The following is a 21,914-nucleotide window of genomic DNA, read 5'->3' as shown; positions in this document are numbered from 1 at the left end:
TGATTGGGATGAAGTTACTGTGACGACTTTTTCCGATGCGGGAATTACGGGGGTTACATCCGAGAACCTATACGGTATCCAAGGCATATTGCAAGACTATGATTACCCTTTAAGAGCGCAACCCAAAAATAAAAGTCAGATTCAAACGATTGTCACCGAGACCATTTATTTAACAGCAATCAATTATTATTTTGCATATGGTTATGGAACTGAACCTGACAAAGAAGCTTTTGATCTCGCTGGTCTCGTCGGAGTTACAGACTTGAACATAGCTGGTATCCTCATCTACCTTCAATCGCAATATGGAGGAGATCCAGGCGGGGGCTTCGGTGGTGGAGGTATGGGTGGTGTTTCCGGCGGTTCATTAAGTGCTGGGTCCACTAAACAACAAATCCAGGCAGTGATTGACGATTACTTGAACTCACTTTAAGAGTAGAAATAGCGGTGCAAGGGAAGTGAGATGCTGCCCTTACAGTAGACAGGTGAAATAATAAAACCTGCTATTGTAAGGGGAGTTTTTCCTGTCTGGCTCGTGCAGTATACTTCAGTCGCTGCTTGCAAATCCGGAACTTGAGCTGCAATATCTTCAGTTGCGCCTGCAAAATGATCCTATGAGAGATGTCCGTCCTGCAGAGACGCCTCGCACATAGGCTGCTGTCGACTTTGGCGCCAGACGACGGGTCTGCCGTCCGTGTTTCCTTCTGCCGCCTTTTAACTCAACTGCTGGCTGATCAAGTAATAATAAAGCCCTTTGGATTCGATCAGTTCTGCATGGGAACCGGTCTCCACAACAGCTCCGCGATCCAATACGACGATCATATCCGCCTTCTGCACCGTACTTAGACGGTGGGCAATGATCAGGCAGGTGCGGCCCTTCAGCATCGTATCCATATTCTGCTGAATGATTCGCTCCGACTCCGAATCCAGCGCGCTGGTCGCCTCGTCGAAAATCAGAATACCCGGCTCGCCAAGCAGCGCTCTCGCAATGGCGATTCGTTGCAATTGCCCTCCGGAGAGGCTTAACCCCCCTTCTCCGATCATCGTCTTGAACCCGAGCGGCAACGCGGCTATAAAATCGTAGGCCCCCGCCAGCTTCGCGGCCGCCTCAACTTCTTCAAGCGTAGCGGACGGGAAGCGGATCGCGATATTGTCTTGAATCGTGGCGCGGAATACCCTGTTCTCTTGCTGAACGATTCCGATCTTGCGGCGCAAGGAAGCGGCATGAATCTGCCGTATGTCGTGTCCGTCGATACGAATCGTCCCGCTCGAAGGAGCAAACAGCTTGGTCAGCAAATTCGCAAACGTAGATTTGCCGGCACCGCTCCTTCCGACAAGCGCAACCGTCTGCCCAGGCTCGATCTTTAGATTGATCTGCTGCAAGATGTTGGGACCGTCCTTGCTGTAGCGAAACGAGACGTTGTCGAACTGAATGCTGCCTTTCAGCGCCGCCAATCTCCGCATATTCTGTGGCTCCAGCTCTTCCGGAATTGCTCTGAATACGTCGTCGATCCGCTCCATCGAGACCCGCACTTCCATAATATCGTTGAGCATCTGCAGCATCTGGGTAATCGATTGCGTAACCGTAAAGTAAACAGACAAGAATGCAACGAATTGTCCCACTGTCAGTTGACCGCGCATGACGAACACAGCGCCTCCATATAGCACTAAGGCGTTGCCGATCATCTTGATAAAATCCGCTATCGTCTCCGAGGCTACCAGCAGCTGAATGGCTTTGATTCGCTGTTTCAGCGAAAGTTGCAGCTTGTCCATCAGCTTCCAGCGGATCGTAGGTTCCGCGGCAAGCGCCTTAACGGTCGAGATCAGCTTGATGGCTTCGACCATCGTCGTCTGTGACTCCGCCTCCGCTTCGAACTGCTTGCGGCTGTTCCGGCGCATCAGTGGGGAGAAGAGAAGCACGAGCGCTATATAACAGGGAAGGATGGCAAACGCGATAAACGACAGCTTCACATGATAGACGAACATGAGCGTCCCATAAATGACGATCGTCAGGGAGTCAAGCATCAGTTGGACCGCCCCGGTCGTCAGCATTCTACGGATTTTCTGATTCTCCCCCACTCGGCTTGTCAGATCACCGATCGTTCGAGCGAAGAAGAAAGACAAGGGTAAGCTTAGCAAGTGCTTATAGAAATCACCCAACATCCCGATGTCTATCTTCAGAGCGATTCGAGCCGCTATGAAATTCCTGAATGAATTGGAGACAACATAACAGAGGGATAATCCAAGCATGCCGACCAGTAATATTCGGAGAAAATCACCCTCTCCATTGACGAGCGCCTTATCCACAATGACTTGCGTAAAAATCGGAATCATAAGCGCGGTCAATTGGACGAGCAGCGACGTGATCAGAAGCGATATCAACGCTTTGCGATTCGGAGTCACATAGGTGACAAATCGGGAAACCGGGCTGCGCATTCGCTCATTGGAAGCAAGCCGATCCGTCGGGGTCAGCGTCAAGATCGCCCCGCTCCACCCCGCCTCGAAATCGGATCTGCTTTTTTTCTCCAAGCCGTACGCGGGGTCGCCGACCATAACATGCTTTTTCGTCACCTCATATACGACGATGAAGTGTTCGCCCTTCCAATGCGCGATCACGGGCAGCTTCATCCTGGAGAGTGCATCGAGCTGCGTTGTGAAGCCTTGCGCTGCGAGCCCCAGCGATTCCGCCGTCTCCGTCAAGCCGTATAACGTGCTTCCGGACCGCGACATCTCCGTTTGCTCCCGAATCCGGCCAATTGGAATTCGCGAACCGTAATAGGCCATGACCATAGCAAGACAGGCGGGACCGCAATCCATCTCGTTCTGCTGCAAGCGTATCGGATAATTGCGCAGACGGAATCGAACGGAACGTTTCCGATCCCCCTCCGCCCATCGGACCGCTTGGCCGGAAGTGACCGCAAGCTCTCCCATAACATCGTCATCGTCATATTTGGAAGATTCGGATACGTAATTGGAAGCAATGCTTTCGATCGCCGTCCGCAGAGCCGGGTGTTCCACGATCATCGCATCGAAGTCGTTCTTGCTCAACCGAAACAGCTGAGCGGCGCTGGCGGCTACGACCGTCGCTTTGCGCCTCGCTCCCGTAAGCAAAGCCAGCTCCCCGAAGAAGTCGCCGGGGATGAGCCGGTTGATGACGGAGCCGTCTTCTTCCTTGACGACCTCGCAATGTCCCGCGTGAACGATAAAGAACGCATCCCCCACGTCATCCTGGCGTACGATTGATTGTCCCTTGTCCGCTTGAATCACGGTCATCCGTTCCAGGAACTTCCGAACCGCCTGATGATCTTCGGTGGATAAGAGCGCCGTGCGCCTAAGGAACATCATGACGGCGCGGGACGACATATAGGTAGCGAGCAACTGTTTGAGCCCGGGATTATGCGCGAACAGCTCGCGAAGCGTTGCGATCGGAATGGCCAACAGCAGCGCGTTTCCTGCCGCGCTGTATATGACGGGATTACCCGGCCGCTCTTCGTCGCCCTCCCACCCAAAGCTGTCCCCGTCCTTCAACAGACCGAGGCTGCTCTCCGATCCGTCGGGCCGCTCGTCGATCATTCGGATCTCTCCCGAGATGATGCAATACAAATATTGCGGGATGTCGTCCTTCTCCTGAATCGTCTGTCCGATCGAGAACCGAAGCATTCGCGCATGCTTCGACAGCATTTGCTTCTCGTTCAGACTAAGCACGCTAAAAAAAGGAACCTGCTCCACATGGCCGATATGCCTGTTCGTCTCCATCGCTTTCGATTCCCCTATAACCTAATCTTGTGTCCACAACGCCGGCTTGCGCACGTTCGCTTCCTTGCGCCTAGCGGCAAGCCATTCCTCGAAGAGAATTCGTTCGATTCTCGCCCTGGTGTCGCCGTTCAACTCCGCCGGGTACATCTCTTCCACCTTGATCACGTAAAATTTCTTATCCATTTCGAAGGGGCCGGCTATCGTTCCAGGAGACGCCCCGAACGCTTGCGCTTCGATCGCCTTCGGCAACTGAGCCCTCTCCTTGCGGCCGATATACCCTCCAGCAAACCTGGATGACTCGTCGATGGAGTAGGCGCGGACCAGCGTGTAAAATGGTTCTCCCTCCAATGTCTTGAACCGCAGCTCGCGTGCAAGCCCACGCTCGTTCACGACGATCTGCGAGAGAGCAACCGCCTCGAAAAGGGACCGATGCTCTGTAAAGTATCGCTCTACCTTGCCGGCCGTCACATGTTGGCGGACTCGCTCCTTCAACGCTTTCATCCGGGCGAATTCGGCAAGATCGGCCATCGAAAACGCGTGCTCCGTCAGCCAATCAGCTACCTCGGAAGCTTGATAAAGTCCATTCATGACTCTCCAGTCGTTGACCGCCTCCTGAATCTCTTCCTGGCCAACCGCAATATCGTTTTCTTCCGCGAATGAGGTGACGAGCGCATGCGAAATGTAATTGTCAATCGCCCCGAAGCTTCCTTGCATGACGGCGGAACGCAGCACGATTGCTAACGAGTAGCTTCGTTCATCAATTTGAAGAGCCACGACTTGATCGAGTGACATCGTGCATACTCCTTTATGGTCCTATATAAAAGCGCGGGAGTCGCTCCCGCGCCATTCTTGCGTTAGATGAATCTTCCGCCAGCCACATTCTTCGCTTCTTCTTCGGTCAGCTTCTTCGGCAAGTCGTCCAGTTTGATCGCTTGAGCCTCATTCGCTTCCACGGATTCCTTGGTCGCGTCCGTCTTCTTTTGCTCCGCCATTTCCGTCACCTCCTCTTGAAACCCATTTACCAGAAGAATCTATCTTCGACCAGCATTACTTTCAGTTTAGCAAAGCTGAATAAAAGAATTATGAAAGAAACCCCTTGGGGTAAACTTCATGGCGTTCGACACCAGATTAAATAACGCTTGCTCCAGTCTTTGCGCATCCATCACGACAACAGGCGAATCAGATCAAAGAGGGGATTATGACGAAAAAACGAACTGAGCGAAGATTGCGGACTGTACCGAGAGAAGTACCGAACCATCAGGTACTCGTCAGCGATAAGCCTCACATAGGACGTGACATACTCGCTCTTGTGCTTCCCATAGGCGGATTGTTTTTCTTTAGTTTTCGTTGACAGAAGTGATCATGCTCGGCATGTTTTCGCTAGCTTTGCTCACTTATCTGAAAAAACGAAAATAACCCGCCCAGGTTAGCGCCGAGGATACGGGTTGTTTTCGAATAATGGAGTTGTCAAGAAAAGTGCAGTTTGAAAACACACTCTTGCAGAAATCCCCATTACTATGCGGCTTGAGACAGCATTCTTTCGCGATAAATAGCTGGGGGCCAGCCCCCTGGATTCGTGGTGTAGATCCGCCGCCTGTTGTAGTAGACCATGATGGTTCTGAAGATGATCGATTTGATATGCGCCATCGGGTAGTGTTCAGTTTTGATCTTGTACAGCTTTTCTTTCTTTAGCGTAGCAAAGAAGCTTTCCATTCTTGCGTTGTCATAACAGCGCCCTGTGCCGCGAGATCGAGCTCATGCGCGGCATTCATCGGCTGCAACCGGTTGTCGTCGTCGACGAAGCCGCATTTACTGGATCGGGAGATGCTCGAGGAAGTCCGATTCTTGCTCAACTTCAAGATGGATGCGCAGAGCCCGATGGCACTCATCTTGGTTGGACAGAGCGAGCTATGGGATCGACTCGGGCTGCAAGCCTATGCGGCGATTCGGCAACGGATCGACCTGCAATGCAAGTTGCCGCATTTTGATCGAGAACAGACTGGTGCTTATATTCATCGTCACATGGCATACGCCGGCGCCGAGCATGATATTTTTTCAGATGGCGCAATCGACGACATTTACCGTTTCTCCTGCGGCTCCGCAAGGTTGATCAACAAGGTATGTACACACAGCTTGATCTATGGCGCACAGAACAAACATCGCATCATCGACGATCATATGATCAAGCGCGTCATCTCGGGAGAATTGTCATGATTCTCCCTTTTCTTCATATCAAACCGGACAGAATGGCCAGCACCAGCAGGACAACTTATGCCGTCAACTTCCGGACATTATGCATTAGCAGTAACATTATTAGAATCGAAAAGATCCTTCGTATCTTCAAAAATTCGTAATAAAACCACTATCTCTTTAATTTCATCAATAGATAACAAACTTCTACAATCTCGTAAAAGTACAACTAATGATCGTAAGATCATATCCACTTCCCAATTATGACAATAGCCTATTGAAAGAGTATTCTGATGCTCCGTAATTTTCAAACAGATATTATCCTTAGTTAATTCTTTTAGTACTAATTTGGATGAGATATAACCAAAAACTTCATCGGTTAGCTTTGACCTGAATAAAGCTAACTTCAATGCTTCGTATGCTTTCTTTACGTCAACAGCTAAAGTCAAATTACGATGGACAGTATAATAACTTTGTATTTCTAGTACGAGATCGTGGAGGTCTTTTACATTAGCTATAGTGTTAGATTTCGCTGGGAGATAGTTGCGCATTGACTTTAAATAATATGGATAAAAGTCATCGATTATTTTACAAAGCTCTTCTACTTCGTCACTATTCAAATGAAAGCGGTTATGCGGGAACTGAACAGTATATGTAGCTGTCTTTTCATCAAAACCAACCAAAAATCTCCTTTTACATTCATTTGCAGGTGTTCCGATACCTTGAAAGAAGGTCTGAATAAGATTTTGTCCATGCAGAGTAAATTTACAGCCTGATATTTCTTTTTTAACAAATGAAACAAGACACGATGCAGAATCATATTTATTAGGTAAGAACGCAGTTAAACTAACATTTTTAATGCTGTGCTTATGGCTTGTATCATCAGACGTGAATCCAGGCTCAAAGAACTCTACAATTGGCTCGTTTTGGTTCTCCGCGGAAAACTCTGTGTTTTCTTGCAATCCTATTTTCTTTTGTAAGATAAACTCTGGAATATTCCCCAGCTCAGGTTCTTCATGTTCTGCAGTTTCAAAAATTGCGTAGAGTAACTGCTTATATCCTGTTTCATAGCAACTAGGATTCGATAAATCAATATAGATCAATGACGACATGAAGGTAGGTATAAATTCCGCGCCATCTTCGCCACGCTCGGCAAGCACTGGTATAAACTTCTCCTGCCGAACTTTTGTATAAATACTACTTGTAATAACTTGCGTCTCAACCCCAACTCCACCGATACGTTGATTAGCTTTGTCTTTGTAACCTTTATCACATATTACTAAAACCTTATGTATATCTTCAGAGCCGATCATTTCTTCCATAAATGCAAATCTGTCATGCCCAGCCTTTAGTCGCCACTTATCAATAACTGCATAAACACCATCCTTGCGTAATCTCCTTGCTAGATCTGTTACCCAATTTTCATGACTTTGAGACGTCCAACTATATGATATAAATACACTTGGTGTAATATTATTTTTTGTCATAATCCACCCTAGCCTTCCATTCTAATATCTTTTGCATGTACAGTATTTCTTCCGTAGCTTAAAAGCAAACTATCGTGAATTTAACCTCAGCAGAAGGGCTGAATTCCTAGCACGTAGTTATCGCCTGTTTACTACAATAAATTACATAATTCGTCAATAACCCCTGAAGTTCCTCCTTAATAAAGGAAAGCATCCGTGCGGATGCTACATACTTTGACCTATGACTTAAAATATACAGTTTGCTTTAACCAGTCCTTTTTGCAATCTAACTTTATGCAAAAAGGAGCCTGCCTTCAGTGGCGAAGCTCCTTTACGTATTTGTGGATTTGGCATATGGAGACGAGGGGAGTTAAACCCCTGTCTCAATAATTAAAAACGCCCGATACAAGAATTAGGCATCCCCAATTAATCTATTGATTTCGTCAACAATCAGTCAGCTCTACTTTTTTCACGCTTCTGTTTCATACTTTCAATTCATCTGTACTACTCCAAAAACCCGCTCCACCACTGCATTCTCAGCGATCTGTACCATCCCTCACCAACAAAGCCACCGATTCTACGTGAACGGTATGAGGAAACATATCCACCGGCTGAACCTCCACCGTCCTATATCCCCCATCCTCCAACAGCAGCAAGTCCCGAGCCAGTGTCGAGGGATTACACGAAACGTACACAATGCGGGCAGGTTTCAGCTCCAGCATGGTCTCAATCAGCACCGGATCGCAACCTTTGCGAGGAGGATCAACAACAATGACGTCTGGAGTGATGCCTTCCGCTTGCCAACGGGGCATAACGACCTCCGATGCGCCGACGGCAAACTCGACATTATTCATCCCGTTGATTGCGGCGTTCCGGCGAGCATCCTCAATCGCTTCGGGAACAATCTCGACGCCGAATACGCGATCGGCATGACGGGCGAGGAAAAGAGAGATCGTGCCGATGCCGCAGTAGGCGTCGATGACGGTCTCTTGCCCGGTCAACGCGGCATATTCCACAGCTTTGCCGTACAATCGAACCGTCTGCTCCGGGTTCACTTGGAAGAATGAGCGAGGCGAGATGGCGAATTGAATGCCATCGATCTCGTCGTAGATAACGTCCTCGCCCCACAGCGTGCGGGTTTCGTCGCCAAAGACGACCGGAGTCTCTGCTGTCTGGATGTTCTGGCAGATGCTTGCGATGCCGGGAACTCGCTCCCGGATCAGGCCAACAAGCTCCTGAGCGTGAGGGATATCGCGCCCGTTCGTGACGAGAACGACCATACGCTGCCCGGTCGTCCGTGCATGACGTACAACGACATGCCGCAACAGTCCGCGTCCCGTCGTTCGGTTATACGCGGACAGCCCTAGCATCCGAGCGGCCTCTTTCACCGCTCGTACCGTCTCCTCGTTCTCCTCCTGTTGAATGAGGCACGAATCCATCTCGACGATGTCGTGGCTTCCCATCTCGTAGAAGCCTCCGATCAGCCCGCCTTCGCCATGGCCGATCGGAACCTGAGCTTTATTCCGGTAACGCCAAGGCTCGTCCATTCCGATCGTCGGGTGCACGATAACAGCGGAGCGATCTAAATGATCCCCCGCCACCCTCAGCTTCCCAATCCGCTGCAAATTATCGACAACATGCTGTCGCTTCCACTTGAGCTGCTCCTGGTAGTCCAAGTGCTGAAGCTGGCATCCGCCGCATGAGTCGTGGATCGGACAAGGGGGTTCGACTCGCCCTCCTGTTCCCCGATCCAACAGTTCCGTCATTTGAGCGCGGCCGAACGACTTGCCGATGCTCAGCACCTCCGCCAGCACCCGCTCCCCGGGCAGCGCGCCACGAACAAAAAGGGTATAGCCCTCCACGCGGCCTACCCCTTCTCCGTCATGCGTCAATCCGACGATGTCGCTCTCGACACGCTCGCCGACCCGAACCGGAACGCCGGCAAGCGACGAAGGAGCGACGCGCGCGACGCCGGCTCTGTCACTACGGTTTCCAGCGCCATGCTCTTTGGCGTTGAAGTCTCTGTCTCTCCGCTTTTTGCTGCTATGATCCTTACCGCTAAATCTTCCTTTTCCCCCGCTCCTCATAGCTGAAGCGCCCGTCCTGCGCCGTGCTTGCTGTAGGAGGATTCTCCATACTCGTCCATGATGACGTTGAGGTGCCCGGGCAGCAGATTAAACGAGCAAGGAAGCGTGCCTCCGAACTCTCCGTCTACGTTAAGCTGCACCCGGTCGCTCGAATCCACTTCGACCCGGTTCGTCTGGAAATGGATGATGTGCGGATCGTCCAAAATGTCTTCCCCGCGAAGCACGATCGTCGCAAGGCGAATAAACTCCGCCAGGTTGCACTTGCGCAGAGCGAGCACGTCGAATACGCCGTCGCAAGTGCTCGCATGCGGAGCCAGGCGGTCGAAGCCCGCCACGGAGTTGCTGTTGGCGATCAGGAACAGCATGAATTCCTCGTCGAACTCGCCGACGCCCTCAGCCCTAATCTGCATACGAGTCGGATGAAGACGCGTAATCTTCTCCAATCCCTTCATATAATAGGCAAGCTGTCCGACCATCGTCTTCAGCTTGCTCGGAACTTCATAGGTCAGTTCGGTCAGCGAACCGCCGCCGGCGATATTGATGAAATACCGATCGTTCGCCTGTCCGACGTCTACCGGCTTCGTGAAGCGGCGCGTGATCAGATCGCACGCGTCCTCCCACTTCCGCGGAATGCCGTGCGCGCGCGCAAAATCGTTCGTTGTGCCCAGCGGAAGAATGCCCAGCGAAGGCCTTTTCTTGCACACCGACAAGCCATTCACGACCTCATTTAACGTACCGTCCCCACCCGCGGAAATGATCATGTCAAAATCGCGCTCCGCCGCCTCCTGGGCAGCCAGAGCCGCGTCTCCCTTGCCTTCCGTCGCGTGGCAGGACGTCTCTACGCCGCCCTTCTCCAGACGCTGCAAAATCGCGCCCAATTTGCGCTTCGCTTCTTCCCGACCGGAGGTCGGATTATAGATTAATCGTGCCCGAATGATATCCAACAGGATCCCCTCTCAATTTCTCTATCCCTGATTGCCCGCTCCGCCATCACTCTCGATTGCGAAGCCCGTTCCATTCCGAATAGGTACGATTCTGGCCTACTGGCCTATCGCTGCCACTCCGCCACTCGCCGCCCTAGCGCCGTTCCAGCCACTCCCGCGCCTGCCGCTCGATCCAAGCGGCGACATCCGGATGCGGCATCAGAGCCGCGCCGTCGTAACGGCATGCTTCAAGCCCGCCCGAACTCTCCAGATGGCGGGGAATAACCGTCTGCGTAAAATAACCTTCGCTAAGAAACAGCCCGACCGTCAATATGCGTTGGCCAGGCCTGTCTCGCCGGATCGCCTCGATTCGCTCCCCCACCTGATTCGGCAGAAGCAGCGCCGTTGCCCACGAGCGGTAGCCGCCCTTCTCCGCCGCCCGTTCCGCGATGCCGGACAACTCCCGCTCCCAACTCTCGCGGAATCCGGCTTCTTCGCTGCCATGGCCGATGAGCAGAATACATTCCTCGGACGGCTCCTCCGACAGTCTCTTCAATCGGTCCGATACAATGCTCTCGATCTCCGGAGCCTCTCCCATCGGATGCCCGTAATCGAGCCGCAGCCCGCCAAGCTCATAGGGCGTCAGATCGGTCTCCGTCCGCGCTTCCGGATAGGCGCCGAGCGCCCAGCCGATCTCGTTCACGTGGGTGCTGCCGGAAGAGACGAACAACGGAAGCGCCAACGCTTCCGTCACTCCCTCGGCAAGCAGCTTGTCGATCCCGTCCTGAATGAGCCGCCCGTCCACCAACTCGAGGAAAACAGCTTCTATTTGCAACTCGGTCCCCATCCGCGAGCGGACGGCGTCTATCGTCTCATCCACCAGAGAAATCCAACCGCGCTCCCTGGAACCGTGGCTGATGACCAGCATGCCTCTCTTCTCCAAGAACCTGACCCTTTCTCGTTACAATGCCTTTCTATTCATGCTAGCGAAACGTCAAGCCAATGTCAACGTGGAGAGCTTCCTCCTTATCGGTTATCGGCGAGCGTCCCTATCTCTATTCTCCCCGTACCGTGGACAACGAAACCCATACCGGTCCTGCAAAAGCCGAGGCCTCCTCGCCTTTCGGATTGCAAAGACGGAACAGATATCGTTCCCCCGCCTCCGACTCCCAGACGATGAAGTCTCTCACTCCCGCCGAGCCGCTGGCCTGAAGGTACAACTCCGCCTTCCCCAGCGGATGCTCAACCAGTTCGCCGCTATGATCGGAGACGCCGCCGAACTCCTTAAACTCCTGCTCCGCGGTCGCGCGGAGCGCGTTCAAGTCCTCGGCCTCCGCCAGCCGCTCGATGTCGACGTAATACTCGTCGTCAGCCTTCAAGCTCAACCGTCCGGAAGCTTCGTCAAATTCAAACCCCTCGAACACGTACAAAGAGAAGTCCTTCCCTTGCTGCAGCTCGGCCGTCCGAGGCTGATAGCCCTCTCCGGTCAGCAGCTCGAAGCTTGCGGTTTGCGGACGCTGCGCCGAAGCCCCCTGCTCCGAAGATGAAGGCGCAGGAGATTCAGTTGCCGGAGGAGTCCCTCCGCCTCCGCCCCCCTGGGGCGGTACAACGCTGCCGAAGGACGACGACGGCGAAGCAGGCCGCTCGTCGCCTCCCGCACAAGCCGCAAGCACGCAAGCCGCGGCGACAATGGAAAGCATTTTAATCGAATTAGTCGGTCGAATCATCTCGTTCTCTCCCTTTCGTCTCTTTTTCTCCAGTCGGTCCAATCCTCGAACCTCCTGCCTTCTATATAAGCAACTACCGGCCGTATCAAACGGTTATTCCGAAAATGCAGCGATTATTTCCTATGACATCAAAAACGCCGAAGAAGTTGCACCCCGTACCCGTTCCACACAAAAAACCGCCAGGGAAACCCCTGACGGTTGAAGAAATATGACTCGTACGGCCTTAGCGGGAAGCCAGGAAAGCGTCCAGCTGCTTCTGCTTCTCGGCGATCACGTCGTCCAGACCGTTCTGCTTCAGCTTGTTGTAGTACTCATCGACCTTCGCCGGATCGACCGCACCCGTCTCAAGGCCCGGAGCGTATTGCGACTGCACGTTTTTAAGCGCCGCCACCTGCGTCTTGACCGGCTCCGCATCGAACGTAAAGCCAAGCGCCGGAGAGTTGACCGAGCCTTCGTTGAATCTTTGGAACTGCTCCCATTTGTCCGTAGATTCCGTGTCCCAGATATAGTTCAGGAACTGGTTGCCGAGCATCCACGTCGAAGCGCCGGCAATGTAGTTCGGTTTGCCCGGAGCGTCGGACATCACTTCGCCGTTCAGCGTGAAGTGCTCGCCTTCGATCCCGAAGTTGATCAGGTTGTTCAAGTATTTATCCGTGTAGAGCAGGTCGATGAACATCATCGCGCGCTCCGGATTTTTCGACGTCGAGGAGATCGCGAGCATCGAGCCCGTCGTCTCGCCCGTGGAAGTCGTGATCGAGGTAATGCCGACTTGGCCGATCTTGCCCGGCAAGTTCGTCGAGCCTGCCATCTCCGCGTCTTTACCCGGTTTCAGCGGGGATACGACCATGAACACGTTGCCCTTCTTCAGAGCGTCTGTAGGCGACAGCTGGGACGTCGCGGCATCCGCGTTCACCAGCTTCTTCGTGAACATTTCGCGAGCGATGTTGAGATACTCTTTGTAGACCGGATACTCCATGACCGGTTTGATCGTCGTATCGGTGCCGTCCTTCAGCACGACGCCTTCCAGCTTCGTATCGCCGAAGAAATCGAATTTGTTCATATAGTGCGAGTTGAGGTTTTCTCCGTCTTTGACGTACAGCGGCGTCCAGTCCGGCTTCTTGGCCTTCACTTCCTCCAGAATCGGAATCAGATCGGCCGGCGATTTCGCCGATTGGATTCTTTCCGTCAAGCCGAGCTCTTCGGCGATATCCGTACGGTACAGAATGCCGCCTTGCTCCGCCATCTCTTTCAGCGCCGGGACGCCGTAGTTTTTGCCGTTGATCTGCGCGCCGTCCAGAATCGCCTGGGAGACGACGCTCTTGATGCCTTGGCCGTATTGATCCAGCAACCCTTCGTTCAGCGGCAGGTAAGCGCCTTTGCCCACGTTCGTGGCGTGACCGTTCCAGGAAGCCGTGAAAATGATGTCCATCACTTCGCGTCCGGAGACGTACAGGTTCATTTTCTGGTCGTATTGTCCCCAGTCGAGCATGCGAATGTCCAGCGTAGCGTTGATCTTCGATTTCAAATACTCGTTGATCTTCTCTTCTACCTTCTTCTCGTCCTTCGGAGGAGTTCCCGGGATGTACAAGGACAATTCGACCGGATCCAGCTTGCTGACGTCGATTCCTTCGGACGGTGCCGCGGATTCCGACGGAGAAGCGGCCGATTCGGACGGCGAGGCCGAAGGCGACGCAGAGGAAGCGGACGGCGACGCGGAGCCTTCATTATTGTTGTTGCCGCCGCAGCCTGCAAGTACGATGACCAGCGTCATGACGGTCGCGAGCATCAGCGTCCAGGATTTGCTCTTTCTGAACATGGTGGTGCCTCCCTTTTCTTCAACATGGATTTATGCTCAACCGGCCGGTAAACCGGTAGAAGCCTTTCCCGACTCTAACCTTTGACAGCGCCGACCGTTAATCCTTCCACGAAATAACGTTGGAAGAACGGATAAGCGAAGATAATCGGTCCGATTCCGACGACGGCCATCGCCATCCGGGCCGTCTCGCCCGGCATCGTGAAGTTCGGATTGTTCGCCGCCAGAGCGGAGTACGCCGCAGCGTTCGCGCTGAGATACTGAATATCGAGCAGCGTCTTGTACATCCGGTACTGAATGCTGACGACCGATTCGGGATCGGTAATGAACAGCAGGCTCAGAAACCAGTCGTTCCAATAGTTCAGCGTCGTGAACAAACCGACCGTTGCGAGCACGGGCATGGACAGCGGCAGTACGACCGTGAAGAAAATTCGCCACTCCCCCGCGCCGTCGATTTTCGCCGATTCGTACAGCTCCTTCGGAATCGAGTTGGAGAAGAAGGTACGAATGAGCAGAACGAAAAATCCGCTTATAAAATAGGGCATCATGAGCACGAACAGCGTGTTCTGAAGATGAAGCCCCTGCGTATAGACGAGGTAGAACGGAACGAGTCCGCCGCTGAACAAGATCGTAAAGAACATGAAGAAGGAGAAAAAGTTACGGTACGGATAATCCTTGCGCGAGATGGGAAAAGCGTACAGCGCCATCATCGCCAGACTGATCAGCGTGCCGAGCACGGTCAGCAGAATGGAAAATCCGTACGATTTCACGATCGCCTGCCAATCCTTGAGCAGGAAATCGTAGGCTCCAAGGCTCCATTTCTCCGGAAACAGACTGTAACCGTTAATCAGAATCGTATTCTCGTCCGTGAACGAGGCGATGACGACCACAATCAGCGGAAACACGCACAGGAACGTATAGATCCAGAAGAAAATGTTGATCGCGAAGTTCGCGCCGCCCGAAACTTGCTTGGCCAGCTTCAGGCTGGGCGTTTTGACGCCGGCAGCTTGTGACATGGTAGACCCTCCTAATCCGCTCTGCTTCTAAAACAAGGCGTCGTCTTTGCTGATTTTGCGGATGACCAGGTTGGCCGTGAACACCAGCACGAATCCGACTACCGCCTGATACAATCCGGCCGCCGACGACATTCCGATATCCCCCGCGTTGATGAAGCTCTGGTAGACGTACGTATCGATAACCCGAGTCGTATCGTAGATCGCCCCGGCGTTGCGGGTCACTTGCCAGAACAAGCCGAAATCCGCGTTGAAAATTCTACCCACCTGCAATAGCACCATAACGATAATGACCGGACGGATCAGCGGAATCGTGATCGACGTAATCTGCCTCCACTTGGACGCCCCGTCGATCGTCGCGGCCTCATAATATTCGTCGTCGATACCGATGATCGCCGCCATGAAGATGATCGCGTAATAGCCGATTCCCTTCCAGGTGTTGACGAGCGGCAGGATGAGCGGCCACCATTTCGGATCGCTGTACCACTCGACCGGATTGGCGCCGAACAGCGGCAGGATCACCTTGTTCATCAGCCCCAGCTCGTTGTTCAGGAAGGCGTAGACGAGATAGCTGACGATAACCATCGAGAGAAAAAAAGGCAGGAACATCGTCGTCTGATGGAACTTGGCCAGCATCCGGTTGCGCATTGAGTTGAACATGATCGCAAACGCGATTCCGATCACGGTGTTCAGGACGATAAACGTCGCGTTGTACAGCACCGTGTTCCTCGTAATGAGCCAGGCGTCGGACGTCTTGAACAGAAACTCGAAGTTGAACATGCCGACCCAAGGGCTGCGCAGGAAGCTCTCGAACAACGTCTCTCCGGGCGCGAACTTGATGTTCTTGAAGGCGATGAGCGAGCCGACCATCGGAATATAGTTGTTGATCAGCAGGAAGATAATCGACGGGGCCATCATGATGTAGAAGGCGCCGAACCGGCGAAAATGCCCCTGCTTCGACTTGGCCGGCTTCGCGCGGAAGATCGGGCGCTTCACCGTCTGCGCGGCTGCGGATGCGGATGCTTGCTCCATTCCTATCACAATCCTTTATGCTTATTGGCAATCTTTGTCTGTGTCCTCATTTTATCGCGCGCCTCCGTCCCCATCTATCTACTGGCATGACCTACATAGCACTTTTGTGACTTTTCGTGCAGAAAACCTTTTCCTTGATCCCCTGCGCATAACAAAACATCCCCGCTTCGCCCGGCCTCGGCCTGCCAAAGGCCGCCCGTCGGACGAACGCGGGGATGCGTTCAACGGATGATTTCAACGCATGCTTCAACGCATGATCTGATGCTTCTTGCGGTATTCCTGCGGAGACAGCCCCGTCATCTTCTTGAACAGCTTCGCGAAGTAGGAGAAGTGGACATAGCTTAGATCCTCCGCGATATGGCTGATCTTGTCGTTCGTCTCCGCCAGCAGCCGCTTGGCCCGCTCGATCCGGCACTGCGCAATGTAGTCGGTCAGGGACAGCCCGGTCTCCTTGCGGAACAGCCGGGACACATACGCCGGATTGCGGAACACCGATCGGGCGATGTCGTCTCGGTTCAGTTCCTTCTGCAGATTGTCCTGAATGAACGACTGCACCTTCGCCACGATGGCCGACGAATCTCTCGTTCTGTCCTGCAGCGCCTCCGCGCATTTGCGAACGAGTCGGACCGCCCACGTCTTCAGCGCTTGCGGCGATCGCACCGCCTGGGAGTCGGCCAGATCCGACGGGTCCAGCATCTCGTACACCGATACGCCCGCCCGGAAGGCGGCTTGATAGAGCAAGTGCAGCAAGCCGTGCCGGAACAGCTCCAGCGTCTCCCTCCCGGCTGCTTCCCTTCCGAATTGATCGGTCGCCGCTTCGATCGCGCGAATCAATTCATCCAGACGTCCATTGTCGAGCAGAATGCCCCACTCCAGGAAGGAAGGCAGCGCGACCGGCTGCCCTCCCTGGGCTTCCTCGCACCCGACGGTCGCGTCGATAACGGTCTGCGAAGCGGTGACGTTGGCGCGTTCGAGCTGCAGCAGCCGCTCCACGGCGGCCGGCAGCTCGGCCAGACGAATCGGACTGCCCAGATAGCAGGACACCCGGCAATGAAAATAATCATGGCAAGCCTGCACGAACTGCCCGCAGCGCCGCAGCAGCGCCTGCCGGTCCGGAGCGTCGGATTCGCTCAAATACAGCAGGCCCAGGCTGAACTCTCCGGGGTCCTGCACGACGGTGCCGGCGCGCTCTCCGAGAATCGTCTCCGCTGCCGCCTTGCGCAGCGCGTATTCCATAATGCTCTCGTCCCGGGAATCCAGCTCGACGTCCCACTGCTCCACGCTGAGCAGAATCGGCAGCACCCGCCCCTTCTCCGCGGTGAGCGGAATGTCCAGCTGCGCGAACTCCCGATCGAGCCTCTCCGGCGCCAAGCCGAACCGCCCTTCCAGCAGCTCGCGCCAGAACCGGTCGACCAGAATCGGCAGCTGGCTGACCCACTGGCGGCGGTAGTCGTCCAGCTTCTTCTCGAAGTCCGCCTGCTCCCGGCGGCGCTTCGCCTCCTCAATCGCACGCGCGACGATGCCCTTGAGCACGTCGTGGTCGATCGGCTTCAGCACGTAGTCGAAGCAGCCCATATGCAGCGCCTCCTGCGCGTACTCGAACCGGGCGTGCCCCGTCAGGAACACGGTCAGCGTCTGCGGGCTCGCTTCGCGAATATAGCGGAGCAGCTCCAGCCCGTTCGCTCCCGGCATCTCGATGTCGGAGATCAGCAAATCTACTGCTTGCCGCTCGATATGGCTTTTCGCCTCGGCGACGCTCTCCGCTTCGAGAATCGTGCCGATCGGCAGATCGCTCCAGTCGATCCCTTGCGTAATGCCCATCAAAGCGTACAGCTCGTCGTCAACGACCAGCATCGTCAGCATCGGACTTCTCCTCCTTCGCCGCGGCGGCGTTCTCCTCGATCTCGAACGAACGGTCCCTTTCTCTCGGCAGCTTCACCAGCACGCAGGCTCCTCCCTTTTCTCCGTTGCGGAATACAATATCGCCCTTGCCCCCGTACAGCATCTTGAATCGCCGCAGAACGTTCCAGATGCCCAGATGATTGGCCGCCGACCGCGCGACATAGGCGGAAGCGTTCAATTCCGCGAGCATCGCATCCGGGAAGCCCGGACCGTTGTCTTCGATCGAGAGCAGCGCGTACTTCCCGGGCTCGTCGGCATCGTCCTCGCAGCGAATGGAGATCCGGAACGGAGTGCCGTCCTGCACGCGCTTGTTCAACCCGTGAATGACGCTGTTCTCGATGAAAGGCTGAAGCATCAGCGGTGAAATCTCCCAACTCATGTACTCTTGGGAAACGTCGATCGCGTATTCCAGCTTGTTGACGTAGCGGATTTTCTGGATCTCGAGATAGTGCTCAATATGGCGGATTTCATCCTCCAGCCGGACGACGGTCCGATGCCCGAGCATCAGGAAGCGGAAATAATCGGCCAAGTGCAGCGACAGCTTCTGCACCGTCTTGAAATCCTTCAGCGCGGCCAGATTGTAGATGATATTCAAGCTGTTCATGTAGAAATGCGGATTGATCTGGATTTGCAGATGTTTGTACTCCGCCCGCTGCAGCCGAAGCTGCTCCTCGTAGACGTCGATCTTCAGACTCTCGATCTGCTCGGCCATCTTGTTGAACGTTCCCGACAGGAAGCTGAATTCGCTGCTGTCCGCGAGCGCCGGCAGGCGGGTGTCGAATTGCCCCTGTCCCAGCTTGCGCATGCCGCGGATCAGGCGGACGAACGGCTGGAACATGACCCGCTGCAGGAACAGCAGATAGATCGACAAGATGACCGCCAGCGACAGCGGCATCCAGAAGTTGAGCACCTTTTGGAAAAAGGGAAGATTTTTCAGAATATAAGATTCTTTCATCATCAGCGTGTAGCGAATATCGGCGTATTGGGACGGCTGGGTCAGCACGATGTAGGATTCTCCGTTGTAGTCGAGCCCTGTCTTCACTCCGTTCAAATCTCTCAGCTTGGCCATGAACGCATCGTCCTTCAGCGGCGCGTATTCGGTTTCCGTGAGAACGCGTCCATCGGCATCAAGCAAAAAGGTCGCCCCATCCTGCCCCACGTCGAAGTTGTTCATGACGCTCTGCAGCGCTTCCGCCTGGATCAGCGCGCCAGAGATCGTCTTGAAGCCGAGATCGTGCGTCTTCATCAGGAACGTCTGCCCGGCGATTCTCGTCAGGTCCCAGCGGCGCTCCCGGTCGGGAATACCCTTCGGCACGTTCTCCTTCGCCCAGGCCGACAGCACGTCCAGCTTATCCAGCGAATTGTAGACGTACTGCGTCGCGTAGACGAGCTCGCCGGACTTATCCGAGTAGACGAAGAACGTATCGATCAGCGAGCTGTAGAAGATCGAGTCGATCGCCAGCTTCTCGCGCAAGCGGGTTTTGGACAGCGTATATTCGTCGCTGGACGTCTCCAGCAGCGGCAGAGCCTGAATCTCCTGCTCCCGCTCCAGATTGATCAAGTAATGGTAGTAGTCGAGCATGCTCTTGTCGTTGTTGCGCACGTATTCGGCCAACAAAATGTTGTAGTGCGACGAGATCTGCTCCTTCACGACGCGGATCGCATACAGATTGTTGTAGATAACGAAGGCGACGATGGGCAGCAGCACCAGAAAAAAGCCGACGACGATCTTGAAGCGTACGGACTGCCAGAAGCGCATAGATATCCCCCGATGTGCCTGCGCAGGATTGGCCGAAGCCAACCTTAGCATAACTTACCAATTATTGAGCTAGCAACATGATTTTACGGTGAAGGCTACCTATTTTCTCCCACAACATCCCTAATAGGCAAACGTAAAATCAATATCACACCAAAAAAGTGTTATCAAAGATAACATTTTTGAGTATACTTATGATATAATGGTTCTGGGAGGCGAGATTCCTTGAGCCAGGATGTTGAAAGTTTTCTAACCGAAGCAAAAATTTGTATTGCAAAAATGAAACGGCGATTTATCCCTCGAGAGGGATTTGAGCAAGATTTACTGGATCTTGGTATCAACGGGATTCAGCAAGCGTGGAGAGAACTTCTAAAGATTAAGGCAAGTGATATGTGGAAATCGCCAGAACCCGATCATAAGGATTCTACTAGGCTAGTGTGGTTCTTCAAGCGAGAGTACAACGGAATCACGGCATACATAAAGCTTAAAATTGACGAACGTGGTTGCGTATGTATTTCCTTCCATCCAGATCGATAATTTGTACATAAGAGAATCGGACATCTTTATTCCCCAACTTCTCTTATTGTTCTATACAATTTCATTGATTGATCTTACAACTTCTGAAATACCAGGGGGAAAAATCCTATGAGGTATTGCGATCACTGCGAAAACGAACAACCTACGACAGAGGTGGAAAAAGCAGTTCGGTTTACATTTCGGGGGAAGCAGATTTTGATTCAGCAGAGAATGGCGATTTGTTCCGAGTGCGGGCAACGCGTTTACGATGAAGAGCTGGATGATGCTGCTTTGAAACAAGTTTCTAATGCCTATGCTGTTCAATACGGGATGACAGGAGCGCAGATCGCTGCGGTTCGTGCTCAATACGGAATCGGTATCAGGCCTTTTGCCAAAATTTTGGGTATTGGATCTGCAAGCATCAGTCGGCATGAAGCCGGTGACTTGCCAAGCGAGAAACACCTGGAGATCTATAGGCAACTGCAGTTGAACCCACAGTCCATCCTGAATTATCACCAACTGAACAAGAGTAAACTAACCCCGAGGGAACAGAAGCAGTTGGAGACTGTTTTGGAAAAATGGCAACCAGAGGAGGAGCAGGACGACGGGGGAATCATTGAGTCCATTCATAAACCATTTGAAGGAACCGAAATGACGGGGTTTTCGTTATTTAATTTGGATAAATTCGTGCATATGATTTTATTTTACACGGCCCGCGGGGTAGCAAAAACCAAGCTTATGAAGCTTCTATGGTATGCAGATTTCATTCGATTCAAGCGCCAGATCGTATCGATCAGTGGCGCAGCTTACACACGGGCTCAGTTTGGGCCTGTACCAGCAGAACATGATATGACTTTGGCTCATTTGAAGCACATGGGTATGATTGACATTGATGAAAGATTAAACGACGAAGGCTGGACGCTTTTGACGATTAAAGCCGTCCACAGCTTTGACTCCACTATGTTTGATCCGGATGAACTGAGGATTTTGGAAGAAGTGCAAGAACGATTTGCTGATTACGGATCGCGACGCATTAGTGATTATTCTCATGAAGAACTTGCTTGGCGTGAAACTTTGGACGGCAAGCCGATCAGTTACACCTATGCAGCAGCATTGCGCGACTTGTGAAAAATGCGACACCTGCTCCGGAGCTTCCCGGATGGTGTCGCATTTTTTATGAGCCGATTACGAGCAAACTGTCATAATTGGATTTGATTAAGTACGCATACTCCTGAGTCTTTCGAGTCACTCCGCCGACATTCGCTTATTTTGATCAGGGCTGTCAGTTCCCGTTCCCCGGAAGTCCGTCGTTGCCGAAGCGCCCCAGACGCTCCAGCGCCAGCTTATATCCGTCGTTGCCGTAGTTCAAGCAGCGCTTCACGCGAGAGATCGTCGCCGTGCTCGCGCCCGTCTCCGTCTCGATCTGGTTGTATGTATTGCCTTTGCCCAGCATGCGCGCCACTTCGAGTCTCTGAGACAGCGATTGAATCTCGTTCACCGTGCACAGATCGTCAAAAAAGACGTAGCACTCCTCGACGCTCTTCAGCGTGAGAATCGCCTCGAACAGTTGATCTATCGATTTATCGTTCAGCTTCTTCAGTTGCATGCGCACGCATCCTTTCCTCGATCCGATGGGCTTGGACGACGGCCGCAGCGCGCCTGTCGACAAGCGCAGCGCATCGATCTCGCTTGGTTCCATTGTACTGCGTAGCCGCTTACAGTTCAAGCATCACCGT

18 protein-coding genes are annotated in these 21,914 nt (G+C 53.3%); 4 read left to right on the top strand and 14 right to left on the bottom strand.

The genetic code is table 11. From position 1 onward, the window contains the following. Nucleotides 1-19 precede the first annotated feature (19 nt). Nucleotides 20-430, top strand: coding sequence for a hypothetical protein (locus tag B0G52_RS19025; protein ID WP_094046963.1), 411 nt, complete (start codon nucleotides 20-22; stop codon nucleotides 428-430). Between the two features lie 281 nt (nucleotides 431-711). On the opposite strand, the gene B0G52_RS19020 is transcribed toward B0G52_RS19025, so the two are convergent. From B0G52_RS19020 to B0G52_RS35625, 3 genes are all read right to left on the bottom strand, one after another. After that, nucleotides 712-3,753, bottom strand: coding sequence for a peptidase domain-containing ABC transporter (locus B0G52_RS19020; protein ID WP_094046962.1), 3,042 nt, complete (start codon nucleotides 3,751-3,753; stop codon nucleotides 712-714). Between the two features lie 21 nt (nucleotides 3,754-3,774). Continuing rightward, entirely contained in the window at nucleotides 3,775-4,545 is a 771-nt protein-coding gene (locus B0G52_RS19015; RefSeq protein ID WP_094046961.1) for a peptidylprolyl isomerase, read from the bottom strand. A gap of 62 nt (nucleotides 4,546-4,607) precedes the next feature. Further along, nucleotides 4,608-4,745, bottom strand: a complete 138-nt coding sequence (locus B0G52_RS35625; RefSeq protein ID WP_158223777.1) for a hypothetical protein — start codon at nucleotides 4,743-4,745, stop codon at nucleotides 4,608-4,610. 853 nt (nucleotides 4,746-5,598) lie between these two features. Here B0G52_RS35625 and B0G52_RS19005 point away from each other — a divergent pair. Further along, nucleotides 5,599-5,967: an ExeA family protein gene (locus B0G52_RS19005; RefSeq protein ID WP_233162803.1), complete on the top strand. Its 369-nt coding sequence runs from the start codon at nucleotides 5,599-5,601 to the stop codon at nucleotides 5,965-5,967. 77 nt (nucleotides 5,968-6,044) lie between these two features. Here B0G52_RS19005 and B0G52_RS19000 read toward each other — a convergent pair whose 3' ends face one another. From B0G52_RS19000 to B0G52_RS18955, 10 genes are all read right to left on the bottom strand, one after another. Further along, the gene (locus B0G52_RS19000; protein ID WP_094046959.1) at nucleotides 6,045-7,430 is read right to left on the bottom strand and encodes a toll/interleukin-1 receptor domain-containing protein; all 1,386 of its coding nucleotides are present in this window, start codon (nucleotides 7,428-7,430) and stop codon (nucleotides 6,045-6,047) included. 515 nt (nucleotides 7,431-7,945) lie between these two features. Next, complete coding sequence (gene rlmD / locus B0G52_RS18995) at nucleotides 7,946-9,496, bottom strand: 23S rRNA (uracil(1939)-C(5))-methyltransferase RlmD (protein WP_094046958.1); 1,551 nt, start codon at nucleotides 9,494-9,496, stop codon at nucleotides 7,946-7,948. Then, nucleotides 9,493-10,440, bottom strand: a complete 948-nt coding sequence (locus B0G52_RS18990; protein WP_094046957.1) for a diacylglycerol kinase — start codon at nucleotides 10,438-10,440, stop codon at nucleotides 9,493-9,495. The genes rlmD and B0G52_RS18990 overlap by 4 nt, the downstream gene beginning before the upstream one ends. Nucleotides 10,441-10,573: 133 nt before the next feature. Further along, nucleotides 10,574-11,347 carry a sirohydrochlorin chelatase gene (locus tag B0G52_RS18985; RefSeq protein ID WP_094046956.1) on the bottom strand — a complete coding sequence of 258 codons (774 nt, stop codon included), beginning with the start codon at nucleotides 11,345-11,347 and terminating at the stop codon, nucleotides 10,574-10,576. Nucleotides 11,348-11,474: 127 nt separating this feature from the next. Continuing rightward, complete coding sequence (locus B0G52_RS18980) at nucleotides 11,475-12,146, bottom strand: hypothetical protein (protein ID WP_233162801.1); 672 nt, start codon at nucleotides 12,144-12,146, stop codon at nucleotides 11,475-11,477. Between the two features lie 223 nt (nucleotides 12,147-12,369). After that, nucleotides 12,370-13,962: an ABC transporter substrate-binding protein gene (locus tag B0G52_RS18975; protein ID WP_094046955.1), complete on the bottom strand. Its 1,593-nt coding sequence runs from the start codon at nucleotides 13,960-13,962 to the stop codon at nucleotides 12,370-12,372. Nucleotides 13,963-14,036: 74 nt separating this feature from the next. Beyond that, nucleotides 14,037-14,975 carry a carbohydrate ABC transporter permease gene (locus B0G52_RS18970; RefSeq protein WP_094046954.1) on the bottom strand — a complete coding sequence of 313 codons (939 nt, stop codon included), beginning with the start codon at nucleotides 14,973-14,975 and terminating at the stop codon, nucleotides 14,037-14,039. A gap of 27 nt (nucleotides 14,976-15,002) precedes the next feature. Beyond that, nucleotides 15,003-16,004 (bottom strand): ABC transporter permease, encoded by a 1,002-nt coding sequence (locus B0G52_RS18965; protein ID WP_094046953.1) that lies wholly within the window; start codon nucleotides 16,002-16,004, stop codon nucleotides 15,003-15,005. Nucleotides 16,005-16,250: 246 nt separating this feature from the next. Continuing rightward, complete coding sequence (locus tag B0G52_RS18960) at nucleotides 16,251-17,867, bottom strand: response regulator (protein ID WP_094046952.1); 1,617 nt, start codon at nucleotides 17,865-17,867, stop codon at nucleotides 16,251-16,253. Beyond that, complete coding sequence (locus tag B0G52_RS18955; protein WP_158223776.1) at nucleotides 17,845-19,665, bottom strand: cache domain-containing sensor histidine kinase; 1,821 nt, start codon at nucleotides 19,663-19,665, stop codon at nucleotides 17,845-17,847. Before B0G52_RS18955 ends, B0G52_RS18960 begins: the two co-directional genes overlap by 23 nt. 222 nt (nucleotides 19,666-19,887) lie before the next feature. Between B0G52_RS18955 and B0G52_RS18950 the strand changes: the two genes are divergently transcribed. Together B0G52_RS18950 and B0G52_RS18945 are read left to right on the top strand one after the other, a co-directional pair. Further along, nucleotides 19,888-20,199 (top strand): type II toxin-antitoxin system MqsR family toxin, encoded by a 312-nt coding sequence (locus tag B0G52_RS18950; RefSeq protein WP_094046951.1) that lies wholly within the window; start codon nucleotides 19,888-19,890, stop codon nucleotides 20,197-20,199. 108 nt (nucleotides 20,200-20,307) lie between these two features. Beyond that, on the top strand, nucleotides 20,308-21,306 hold the full coding sequence (locus B0G52_RS18945; RefSeq protein ID WP_094046950.1) for a type II TA system antitoxin MqsA family protein: 999 nt from the start codon (nucleotides 20,308-20,310) through the stop codon (nucleotides 21,304-21,306). A 154-nt stretch (nucleotides 21,307-21,460) separates the two neighbouring features. Here B0G52_RS18945 and B0G52_RS18940 read toward each other — a convergent pair whose 3' ends face one another. Beyond that, the gene (locus tag B0G52_RS18940; protein WP_094047039.1) at nucleotides 21,461-21,784 is read right to left on the bottom strand and encodes a YerC/YecD family TrpR-related protein; all 324 of its coding nucleotides are present in this window, start codon (nucleotides 21,782-21,784) and stop codon (nucleotides 21,461-21,463) included. Between the last annotated feature and the right edge of the window lie 130 nt (nucleotides 21,785-21,914).

It is taken from the genome of Cohnella sp. SGD-V74, from assembly GCF_003001675.1.
Classification (GTDB): Bacteria; Bacillota; Bacilli; order Paenibacillales; family Paenibacillaceae; genus Cohnella.
This window is presented reverse-complemented; position numbering and strand designations above follow the sequence as displayed.